Here is an 11,407-nt window from a genome sequence, read left to right as displayed (position 1 = left end):
ATCGGACTCCTGGTCCTTGGCCTTTGTGTGGCCACCTATCTCCTATTAACCCAAACGGCAAAAAATACCGTCAAAAAGCCCGGCTCAGGCATGGGGATGGGCAAAGCCGCCGTTCCCGTAATTACCGCCACAGTCACAGAGCAATCCCTGGCGCAATCCCTGACTCTGATCGGCAAGCTGGAAGCTGAACGCTCGGTCACCATAGCGCCTCAAGTCGCCGGCAAGATAAACGCTATCGCGGTGCGCTCCAATCAAGAGGTGAAGGCGGGTGATCTCTTGCTGGTTTTGGAAGAATCCAAGGCCAAAGCGGCGGTGATGGAAGCCGAATCTTATCTGGCCGATGAGCGGCGTAAGTTGGGCGAATATGAAAAACTGATCGGCCGCAACGCCATTACCCAGACAGAAATTGATGCCCAACGCGCCAGCGTCAGCATCGCCGAAGCCAGACTGGCCTCGGCCAGGGCCGAACTTTCCTACCACCATCTGCGGGCTCCCTTTTCCGGTACAGTGGGCCTGGTGGATTTCAGTAAGGGCAAGCTGGTGAGCCAGGGAACCGAACTCTTGAGTCTCGATGATCTGAGCTTGTTGCGGCTCGATCTGCAGGTACCCGAGTCTTATCTGTCGCAACTGAGTGTCGGCATGCAGGTTCAAGGCAGCAGCAGTGCCTGGAACGGCCAACTGTTTCAGGGCAAGGTGGTTGCCATAGATCCCAGAGTCAACCCGGATACCCTCAATGTCAGGGTGCGGGTAGAATTCAACAACCCAAACAAACGCTTGAGACCGGGCATGATGCTGTCGGCCACCCTGACCTTCCCACCACTGCACCAGGCGGTAGTGCCGGTGCAGGCGTTGGAGTATTCCGGCACCAAGCGCTATGTCTATCGCATAGATGAAAACAACATAGCCCACCGCACCGAAGTGCATCTGGGCGCCCGGGTCGAACATCTGGTGCTGATCACAGATGGCGTCAGCCTGGGAGATCGCATTGTGGTGCAGGGGCTGGTGAATATTCGTGATGGCGCCAGCGTCAAACCCTTGACCGCCGAAGCAGTACAGCAGACCGGGGAGCTTCACTGATGTTGTTATCCGATGTCTCGGTCAAACGGCCGATCAGTGCCATAGTGCTGAGCCTGCTTTTGTGTGTCTTTGGTCTGGTGTCTTTCAGCAAGCTGTCGGTGCGGGAAATGCCGGATGTGGAGAGCCCGGTCGTCACTGTGATGACCACCTATGAAGGGGCCAGCGCCTCTATCATGGAGAGTCAGGTCACCAAAAACCTTGAGGATGAGCTGACAGGCATCAGCGGTATCGATGAAATCACCTCGGTGAGCCGCAACGGCATGTCGCGGATCACAGTGACCTTCAAATTGGGCTGGAACCTCACCGAAGGGGTGAGCGATGTCCGTGATGCGGTGGCCAGGGCGCAGCGCCGGCTGCCGGAAGAGGCCAACGACCCGATAGTCTCCAAAGACAACGGCTCGGGCGAGCCCTCCATCTATGTCAACTTGAGCTCCAGCGAGATGGATCGTACCCAGCTCACCGACTATTCCCGCCGGGTACTGGAAGATAAGTTCAACCTGATCACAGGGGTCAGCTCGGTGGATATCTCAGGTGGCCTCTACAAGGTGATGTATGTGCGCCTCAAGCCTGAGCAGATGGCCGGTCGCAATGTCACTGTGCAGGATATCCTTGCAGCCCTCAAGGCGGAGAATATGGAATCCCCCGGCGGCGAGCTGCGTAACGACACCACAGTGATGACGGTGCGCACCGCCCGCCTCTATCTGAGTCCTGAACAGTTCGACTATCTGCAGGTCAGCAGCGCAAACGGCTCGCCGGTTTATCTCAAGGATGTGGCCGAAGTGTTTGTCGGCGCCGAAAATGAGAACTCCACCTTCAAGAGCAACGGTATAGTCAACCTCAGCCTGGGGATAGTGCCGCAATCGGATGCCAACCCGCTGGATGTCGCCAAAGATGTTTACAAGCAAGTGGACGCACTGCAAAAGTTTCTGCCGGCCGGTACCGAGCTGTATGTGGACTACGACTCGACCGTGTTTATCGATCAGGCCATAGACGAGGTGTATTACACCCTCTATATTACGGCGGCGCTGGTACTGCTGGTGCTGTATATTTTTATCGGCCAGCTGCGGGCAACGCTTATTCCTGCTGTGACTGTGCCGGTATCGCTGATCTCGGCCTTTATGGCCGCCTACTTCATGGGCTTTTCCATCAACCTGCTGACCCTGATGGCACTGATCCTGGCCATAGGCCTGGTGGTGGATGACGCCATTGTGGTGGTAGAAAATATCTTTCACCACATAGAGCGCGGGGAAGATCCGCTGCTGGCCGCCTACAAGGGCACCCGCGAAGTGGGTTTTGCCGTTATTGCCACCACGGCGGTATTGGTGATGGTATTTCTGCCCATCTCCTTTATGGAAGGCATGGTCGGCTTACTGTTCACCGAGTTTTCCGTGCTACTGGCGGTATCAGTACTGTTCTCATCCCTGGTCGCGCTGACACTGACACCTGTACTCAGCAGCCAGTTGCTCAAGGCCAATGTCAAACCCAACGCCTTCAACCGCGCCTTGAATCGCTTCTTTGCGGCGCTCGAGCTTAAGTATCGCGCCATGGTGGCCATTGCCATACGTCACAAGGTTGCGGCGCCCTTGGTGATCCTCGCCTGTATCGGCGGCAGTGCCTTGCTGGTAAACCATATTCCAGCGCAGTTGGCGCCACAGGAAGACCGCGGGGTGATCTTCGCCTTTATCAAGGGCGCCGAAGGCACCAGCTATAACCGCATGACAGCCAACATGGATATAGTACAGGACAGGCTGATGCCGCTGCTGGGCCAAGGCGTGCTCAAGTCCTTCAGTGTGCAGGCGCCGGCCTTTGGTGGCCGCGCCGGTGACCAGACAGGTTTTGTGATCATGCAGCTCGAGGATTGGAAAGACAGGGATATCAACGCCGAGCGGGCGCTGGTGATGATAGCCCAGGTATTGAAAGATATTCCCGATGTGATGGTGCGTCCCATGTTACCCGGCTTCCGTGGCCGCTCCAGTGAGCCGGTGCAGTTTGTGATCGGCGGATCCGACTATAAAGAGCTGTTCAAATGGGCACAACTGCTGCAACAGGAGGCCAACAGCAGCGGCCTGATGCGCGGCGCCGATCTCGATTATGCCGAAACCACCCCTGAGCTTCTGGTCACGGTTGACAGGCAAAGGGCGGCAGAGCTTGGTGTCAGTGTTGCCGATGTTTCGGAAACCCTGGAGGTGATGCTCGGCGGCCGCAAACAAACCACTTATGTGGACAGAGGTGAAGAGTATGATGTCTACGTACGCGGAGATGAAAAACAGTTCAGCAACATGAGCGACCTCAGTCAGATCTATATGCGTACCAGCAAGGGCGAGCTGGTTACCCTTGACAGCCTGGCGCATATCGAAGAAGTCGCCTCGCCGCAGCGACTGAGCCATACCAATAAACAAAAATCCATCACCATCAAAGCTAACCTCATGGATGGCGCCACTCTGGGGGAAGCACTGGATTTCCTCGACGCCAAGGCGATTGAATCCCTGCCCGGTGATATCAGTATCAGCTACACAGGTGAGTCGAAAGACTTCAAGGAAAACCAGAGCAGCATGCTGCTGGTATTCGGTTTGGCCCTCTTGGTGGTTTATCTGGTACTGGCGGCTCAGTTCGAAAGCTTTATCAACCCACTGGTGGTGATGTTGACCGTCCCCATGGGGGTATTCGGCGGCTTCCTTGGTCTGTGGCTGACACAACAAGGACTCAACCTCTATAGCCAGATAGGGATGATCATGTTGATAGGCATGGTAACCAAGAACGGTATTCTGATAGTCGAATTTGCCAACCAACTGCGAGACAAGGGGCTGGCCTTCGAACAGGCGGTTATCGATGCCTCGGCGCGGCGTTTGCGGCCGATCCTGATGACCTCCTTCACCGCGATTGTCGGCGCGATTCCCCTTATCTTCTCCACCGGTGCCGGCTCTGAGAGCCGTATTGCCGTGGGTACTGTGGTGTTCTTCGGTATGGCGTTTGCGACCTTTGTCACCCTGTTGGTGATCCCGGCCATGTATCGACTCTTGTCCTATAACACCAAGTCGCCCGGCCATGTCAAAGACAGGCTCAATGCCGCTATCGCCCGGCAGCAGGCGCAGATAAACATAGGCTCAGGTTCAGATTGATTCTGTCTGGGTCAATAAGGAGCCTCAATAAAACAAGGGATGCCAAACGGCATCCCTTGTTTTATTGAGGCGTCAAAGAAAAACTAATCCTTGAGTAGCATCTCAAAGCCGCCCCAGATCATTCTCTTGCCATCGAACGGCATATCACCGAGAGTCTCGGGAACGGAAGGATCTGTCATGATGAACTGCATGCCTCTATCGCGCGTAGCCTTGTCCGGCCAAACGATCCAGGAAACCACCACAGTCTCGTCATCCTGGCGCTTTACCGCCATAGGCATGGAAGTAAGCTTACCTTCCGGGACATCATCCCCCCAGCATTCTACCAGCTCCAAAGCGCCCTGAGACTTAAACAGCCCCGCCGCCTTGCGTGCATGCTCAAGATACTGCTGCTTCTTGGCCGTTGGAACCGGAGCGACCATCACATCGATATAACTCATTTTCGCCTCCTTTGCTCTGTTCTCCCTGAACTTGCATCTTCCCTTGCAAGTGTAGGAGGCGCAACGGCATTTTGCCGTCTGAGTCAGTGGTTATCTGTCAGCCTGTCAGTATTCACGCAGCAGGCCTGGTTCAGCGCTTTATTTTATTTAGCCCGGGCTTGGTCAGGATTGGCTGTGCTCAAGCCAAGAGCAATTGAAGCTTCAGGCCTCAGACGCTTTGATGCTCTACTCTGGAAGCGCTCAACAGGTTGTCATGCACGGGACAACGATGGCAGACAGTATCGAGAAACTGCTGCTTTTGTTCTGCCGTCAAGTCGGCATCGATATCGGCATCCAGGGTAATACGGCGAAACCCAACAGGATCCTCACTGGGTTTCCCAAGCAACCCGTCGGAATTCATCTCGCCACGCACCTTGATATTCATTCCCCGGAGATCGATTTTCTGCTCTCTGGCTACCATTCTGGCAATAGCAGAAATACAGCCGCCCAGAGAAAACAGGAAGGTCTCCAGCGGATTGGCTCCTTCGTTACCGGCGGAAGCTTGGTCAATGACCAAGGTATGCTCACGCACCTGCGCCGTCACTTTCCAGCCTTTGCCCATTTTGGTTTCGAGTTCAATGATCTTTTCTGGCATGGTACTACCTCATCCATTAGAAAATTTTTAATGAGATTAATCTAATGATTATTGTAATGCAAACCCGTATAACGTAAATGTCGCCAAGCTCACAACTCAAAAACTTGTCTCGCTGAGACTATCGAAAAGACTAAGACTCAGGTACTATTTTTAGTCTTTATAACCGGGCCGCTCAACCCAAGGACGAGAATGAGATCTGGAATAATAACTGTATTAATTTGTTTTCTTTGCATATTACCTACCGAGTCAACCAGGGCAACCCCTCAGAATAAAGTCTTACTCGCCGCCGAAGACAGTTGGCCCCCTTTCGCCGACAGAACCGGGCAAGGCTTATCTCACCAACTGATAGCCGCGGCTTTTTCTATTGAACATATCCAAGTGGAAAGCTTGGTGGTGCCCTACTCCAGAGCCTTGATGATGGCCCGAAAGGGACAGGTTCAAGGAGTGTTCAATGTGACTCGTGAGCGCAGTACTGAGGCGGCTTTTTTGTTCGGTGAAGAGCCATTGTTTATTGCCAACGCCTCCTTCTACTACAACAAAAACCGGCCACTGAGTGCCAAAAACAAATGGCAACTTCCGAGGGGGAGTGTCGTTGGGGTTATCAAGGGTTATGAATATGGCGATGAGTTTTCCGAGCTGAGCAAACAGTTGCAACTGGTACAGGTTGCCAGTCAGGAGCAACTGCTCAATCTCTTGCTGCTCAATCGTATCGATGCCGCCATTATGTTCGACAAGGTAGCCGAAGGAGTTATCAAACGTATGGGGGTGAAAGAGGAGATTCTGCCGGCATTTCCCAACCATCAGAGCCGAATATTCCTGGCATTCTCACTACAGGATGCCGATTCACCTGCGTTGGCCAAGGCATTGGATAAAGGGTTGCGACAGATGAAACAAAGCGGTCAATATCAGCAAATAATCAACAATGGTCGCTTCTGAGTGCTCATCTTTGCCTATCACAGTGTTAAACTGCCGGGCACGACTCAATTACAGGTATTTGCATGCAGCTCAGCTTCAGCCCTTGGTTTCATTTTCAATTGCAGATCTACTACGAAGATACAGATTTTTCCGGCGTGGTGTATCACCCCAATTTTCTGAAATATTTCGAACGCGCCCGTGAACAAGTCATAGGTGCCAACGAGTTAAAACGCCTGTGGCAATCTGAGGGAATGGGCTTTGCCGTTTATCGCTCCGAGCTTATTTGTCAGGAGGGAGTCGAGTTTGCCGATATCCTGGATATCCGCACCCGTTTTGCCTTCGAAAGCAAATATCGCACCGTGTGGGAGCAAGAGATCTGGCGTGAAAACGCTGTCAGAGCAGCAGTCAACGGCAGAGTGGAAATGGTGTGCATGAATCGTCAGCGCCAACTTTGCCCCATGCCGGCAACGCTGCTTGAACAATTGGGCGCTCAACTACAACAGATTTAATTCCTTTGAACTCAGCCTGCGGTCTTGGCATGAATGCTGTGTTTAGCGTACCAGTATTCCAATTCCGGCGCCGTTTTGGGTTTGGCGATAATATCTCCCTGTAGTTGGTCGGCCCCCATAGAAATTAGCACCTGTTTCAGCGCCATCGACTCAACCCCCTCAACTGTAACCTCAAAACCCAATGACTTGGCCATCTGGATACTGGCGCGCATTATATGCTTGGCATTACTGTTACTGAGCAGCTCTTCATTGAACGCCTTATCGATCTTAACTTCATCTACCGGCAGATTCTTCAAATAGGCCAATGACGAGTGCCCGGTACCAAAATCATCTATCGCCAGACGAATATCCAGTTGCCGCAAACGTTGTAAAATTTTAATCGCCTGCTCAAGGTCGGCCATCAAGCTGCTCTCGGTGATCTCAAGCGCCAGCACATCACCCGGCAACTGGTATTCTTGCAATTGGCGTTCAATCTCCTGCAACATACAGCCGTTGTTGAGATCCTGCGCCGATAGGTTAAGTGCAATTCGTACTTTAAAGCCGCCACTGCGCCACTTACGCTGCTGTAACATCACTTGCTCAAGCGCCCAATGACTCACCAGGCCTATCATGCCGGAATACTCGGCCAACGGAATAAACTCGGCTGGAGAAATGGCGCCGAATTTAGGATGTTCCCAGCGAATAAGCGCTTCGACCTGGCGGCAAAGGCCGCTGCTCACTTCTTCTTTGGCCTGATAAACCAGATACAACTGACCGGTTTTCAACGCTTTGGGTAGACTATTGATGATCTCCAACTCACGCATTTGAATGCTGTCTTCACCCGTCTGATAACCGGCCAGCAGATCACGGCTATTACGGGCTTTTTTCAGCGCCAGATCCAGGCGGCGCAACATCAAGCTGAGATCGGTATGATGCGCATGCAAATCCAGATAGCCCATCTGGATGCGGAGGCTCAAAGGCGTACCTTTAATATCAAAAGGAACCTGTAACCGTCCCCGCAACCGATGAAGATCCTCCTCTGTCTGTTGTTGCTCAAAGTACAGCAAAAACTCATCTTCATTCATTCGCGCCAATAACCTGGGCGCATGTTGCAACCCCAGCAGGCGATCTGCCATCTGCTTGAGCAGTTGATCGCCAAAGGCAAAGCCAAACAGGTCGTTGACGTAACGGAAACGGTAGATGTCCAGCAGCACCATAGTCCCCTGCTGCAGCGGCATCAAAGCGGTCACGCTGCGCTTGAGCCCTACCCGATTGGCAAGGCCTGTGAGTTTATCTTTCCCCACAGGTGGCGGAAGCGCCTGCAGCAACTTTTCCAGGCTATTAACCAAATCATAAAAAGCGACCGGCACCCAAGGGAGATCGAGTGGCGCGCGGGCTTTTATCTGATTATCGAGTTGTTTGCCGAGCTGTTTGATAAAACGCCGCTCTTTTTGACGCTGGCGGCGCCACAAAAGGAGAATAAACACAGTAATTAACGCGATAGAAAGCAACCATGGGCCTATCATCAAAGCGGTATTCTCCCGTTAATGATCGAAATGAATTATTTTAACTTTTACTCATAGCTTTGCTTGATTGAGTGATATTTGTCCAAAAACTCATCACAGCCAAGTAGTTCGGCACTGACGGGTAAGCCTCTGTCGACAAAGACTTCCAGACGCTGTTCAAGCTCGGCGCCGGCTCGTAACTCACCGGTATAAAAAGCCGCCGAGCGAATAAAATCCAGGTAAGTCACATGATCCGGCAGATAGGGCAGATCAGCCCAACGTTCGACCACTTCCATCACATCCGGGGCAAAGTCCCAGCTCTTGAGTACCGCTCTCCCTATCGGCCCTTGCATCTTGCGCACCAAGGCTCTTAGCTGATCTATGCTGCCAAAAAGCTCTGGGTGAGCCTCGGCCTCGGTCAGTACCGGCAAGGCACCGATATTGTGCACCAACCCGGCCAGGGTCAAAGTATCATAATTCAGGCCGCTACCCGGATGGGTCTTGTTATAGATAAGTAACATGGCTCCGGCCGCAGCAGTAACATCTATTGAAGTGCGCCACACTTCGTCCATGACCTCCCACACCATCTCGTTGGTGGAGATAAACAACTGCTCCATGGCGATAGAGGTAGCGATAGATTTTATCTGCGCCAAACCTATACGGGTCACCGCGCTGTTGATGTTTTCCGCCGGGATCCCCCGGCTGTAGAAAGCACTGTTGGCTACCTTGATCATACGCGCCGATATGGCGGCATCCTGACCTATGATATCGGCAACTTCCCTCAAGCTTGAATCGGGACGACTGACGACTTCCTGCACCCGCATGGCTACTTCCGGCAAGGTTGGCAGCACCAGGGTATCGTTCTTGAGTTTCCGCAACAAACCAACCAAGAGTTGATGTTCGGTAGACATGCACTCTCCAATGTAAAAAAACTGTTCAAATACTGTGACTCAGTATATCAGTAACCCAGGTGGCCGCGAGCGTAAAAAAGCGTCAAATGATATCAATTCGTTTAAAGCCAACACCTGAAATCGACAGTAGGTCACAGATTAATACTAATTTATTTAGGTAATAAGTTATCTATAGGATTTGTGCCAAACCGTGGCGGAGAGTATCACCAGGCCGACGACGCTGTGGGGGGAATATTGATTTATAGAATAAAATACCCCTTAGCAGATATTCCCCGGCGAGATGAACTGCTGCTCCGAAATGCTATAATCAACATCCTTTACTAAAACACTTATCTTGCGATGTTTGCATAGCCCCACTTTTATTAAGTAAAATGCCGCCCCTGCTGCCAAGTCGCGCAACCGCCGGACTGCCGTTAATTGAGAGTAAATTATGTTTAAACCAGAGCTTCTGTCTCCCGCCGGGACCCTGAAAAATATGCGTTATGCCTTTGCCTATGGTGCAGACGCCGTATATGCGGGCCAACCCAGATACAGCTTAAGGGTACGTAACAACGACTTTAAGATGGAAAATCTGGCTACAGGCATTCAGGAAGCCCATGCTCTGGGTAAAAAACTCTATGTGGTCAGCAATATCGCTCCCCACAATGCCAAGCTCAAGACCTATATCAAGGATATGGAGCCAGTGGTTGCTATGCAGCCGGATGCCCTCATCATGTCAGATCCCGGTCTCATCATGATGGTTCGTGAAGCCTTTCCCGAACAGGTTGTACACCTTTCAGTACAGGCCAACGCCATCAACTGGGCCTCGGTTAAATTCTGGCAGTCTCAGGGGATCAAGCGTGTGATCCTCTCCCGCGAGCTATCACTGGATGAAATTGAAGAGATCCGTCAGCGTTGCCCGGACATAGAGCTGGAAGTGTTTGTTCACGGCGCACTGTGTATGGCCTATTCCGGCCGTTGCCTGTTGTCCGGCTATATCAATAAGCGCGATCCCAACCAAGGCACCTGCACCAATGCTTGCCGCTGGAAGTATGATGCCCACGAGGCCAAGGAAAATGAAACCGGCGACATAGTCGCAGTCAACCCGGTGCAGATAGAGCAGCCGACTTTGGGCCAGGGCCCTAGCAGCGATCAGATTTTCCTGCTGCAGGAAGCCAACCGTCCCGGCGAATATATGCCGGCCTTCGAAGACGAGCACGGCACCTACATAATGAACTCCAAAGATCTGCGCGCCATTCAGCATGTGGAGCGCCTGAGCCGTATCGGCGTGGATTCATTGAAGATTGAAGGCCGCACCAAGTCCTTCTACTACGTGGCCCGCACGGCGCAGCTTTACCGTCAGGCCATAGACGATGCCGCAGCCGGAAAAGACTTCGATCGCAGCTTAATGAATCGCTTGGAAGGCTTGGCCCACAGAGGCTACACCGAGGGCTTCCTGCGGCGTCACGTTCACGATGAGTACCAGAACTATGAATACGGCCACTCTATCAGTGACAACCAGCAGTTTGTCGGTGAGTTTACCGGTAAGCGTAACGCCGAAGGCCTGGCCGAAATCGAAGTGAAGAACAAGTTTTTGCTGGGTGACAGCCTGGAGATGATGACGCCGCAGGGCAACATCAACCTGATATTGGAAAGCTTGCAAAACCGTAAGGGTGAAGCCATTGAGGCAGGTTTAGGTTCGGGCCATACCGTCTACATGCCGGTACCGGCCGATTTGGAACTGGACTCAGCCATCTTGCTGCGTAACTTGCCGGAGGGGATGGACACCCGCAATCCCCACGCCGCAACCAAGTGAGTCCTGTCTTCCTGAGTATATTCCCAACCTTACACGAAAGGCTGCCTTCAGGCAGTCTTTCGTTTTACGCAAGTCATAGTGCTCTATAACAATCCCGTTGTAGTCATGCGTATTGGTTATCAATAATAGTGCTGCCGACAGAGGTGCTCCCCCTGTGATAAAATCTGTGCTATGACTTAGTTTGGGCTGCACCTGCTACTGTTTTGTGCGCCAAGCGTTGACCGAAAACCTGCTCGGCAGGATAAGTAATTCCGAGGTAATACAAGGCAATGGCCTTAATCATTGATGACAGCTGCATTAACTGCGACATGTGTGAGCCCGAGTGCCCCAACCAAGCCATTACTATGGGGGAAGAGATCTATGAGATAGATCCGGCGCGCTGCACCGAATGTGTTGGCCACTACGACAACCCAACCTGTGTTTCTGTTTGCCCTATAGACTGTATCGACAAGGATCCCGAACATCAGGAAACCCAAGACGAATTGCTGGTAAAATACGCTCAACTGACCGGCAAGCTTTAAGGATA

Annotated in this window: 10 protein-coding genes; 6 read left to right on the top strand and 4 right to left on the bottom strand. The window is 52.4% G+C overall.

Annotated features, from left to right (window positions below; all coding sequences use genetic code 11):
• On the top strand, positions 1–1,077 hold the full coding sequence (locus RC73_RS08500) for an efflux RND transporter periplasmic adaptor subunit (RefSeq protein ID WP_082014280.1): 1,077 nt from the start codon (positions 1–3) through the stop codon (positions 1,075–1,077).
• The gene (locus RC73_RS08495) at positions 1,077–4,196 is read left to right on the top strand and encodes a multidrug efflux RND transporter permease subunit (RefSeq protein ID WP_039034247.1); all 3,120 of its coding nucleotides are present in this window, start codon (positions 1,077–1,079) and stop codon (positions 4,194–4,196) included. The genes RC73_RS08500 and RC73_RS08495 overlap by 1 nt, the downstream gene beginning before the upstream one ends.
• Before the next feature lie 83 nt (positions 4,197–4,279).
• Here the strand turns inward: RC73_RS08495 and RC73_RS08490 are convergent, their stop codons facing one another.
• Both RC73_RS08490 and RC73_RS08485 read right to left on the bottom strand, forming a co-directional pair.
• Positions 4,280–4,633, bottom strand: coding sequence for a DUF1428 domain-containing protein (locus RC73_RS08490; protein ID WP_039034246.1), 354 nt, complete (start codon positions 4,631–4,633; stop codon positions 4,280–4,282).
• 208 nt (positions 4,634–4,841) lie between these two features.
• A complete protein-coding gene (locus RC73_RS08485; RefSeq protein ID WP_039034245.1) occupies positions 4,842–5,267 on the bottom strand; it encodes an OsmC family protein in 426 nt (141 codons plus the stop codon).
• 189 nt (positions 5,268–5,456) lie between these two features.
• Between RC73_RS08485 and RC73_RS08480 the strand changes: the two genes are divergently transcribed.
• Both RC73_RS08480 and RC73_RS08475 read left to right on the top strand, forming a co-directional pair.
• Complete coding sequence (locus RC73_RS08480; protein ID WP_052248088.1) at positions 5,457–6,203, top strand: substrate-binding periplasmic protein; 747 nt, start codon at positions 5,457–5,459, stop codon at positions 6,201–6,203.
• Between the two features lie 62 nt (positions 6,204–6,265).
• Complete coding sequence (locus RC73_RS08475; RefSeq protein ID WP_039034243.1) at positions 6,266–6,691, top strand: thioesterase family protein; 426 nt, start codon at positions 6,266–6,268, stop codon at positions 6,689–6,691.
• A gap of 11 nt (positions 6,692–6,702) precedes the next feature.
• Here RC73_RS08475 and RC73_RS08470 read toward each other — a convergent pair whose 3' ends face one another.
• Both RC73_RS08470 and RC73_RS08465 read right to left on the bottom strand, forming a co-directional pair.
• Positions 6,703–8,196, bottom strand: coding sequence for a putative bifunctional diguanylate cyclase/phosphodiesterase (locus RC73_RS08470; RefSeq protein ID WP_039034242.1), 1,494 nt, complete (start codon positions 8,194–8,196; stop codon positions 6,703–6,705).
• A gap of 47 nt (positions 8,197–8,243) precedes the next feature.
• Entirely contained in the window at positions 8,244–9,086 is an 843-nt protein-coding gene (locus RC73_RS08465) for an HDOD domain-containing protein (protein WP_039034241.1), read from the bottom strand.
• A 430-nt stretch (positions 9,087–9,516) separates the two neighbouring features.
• On the opposite strand from RC73_RS08465, the gene trhP reads away from it, so the two are divergent.
• Both trhP and RC73_RS08455 read left to right on the top strand, forming a co-directional pair.
• Positions 9,517–10,881, top strand: a complete 1,365-nt coding sequence (trhP, locus tag RC73_RS08460) for a prephenate-dependent tRNA uridine(34) hydroxylase TrhP (RefSeq protein WP_039034240.1) — start codon at positions 9,517–9,519, stop codon at positions 10,879–10,881.
• Between the two features lie 269 nt (positions 10,882–11,150).
• Positions 11,151–11,402: a YfhL family 4Fe-4S dicluster ferredoxin gene (locus tag RC73_RS08455; protein WP_028779037.1), complete on the top strand. Its 252-nt coding sequence runs from the start codon at positions 11,151–11,153 to the stop codon at positions 11,400–11,402.
• Positions 11,403–11,407 lie beyond the last annotated feature (5 nt).

This window comes from Shewanella sp. ECSMB14102 (genome assembly GCF_000813075.1).
GTDB lineage: Bacteria > Pseudomonadota > Gammaproteobacteria > Enterobacterales > Shewanellaceae > Shewanella > Shewanella indica.
Note: the sequence above shows the minus strand (reverse complement) of the source record. Positions and strands in the feature narration are given on the sequence as shown.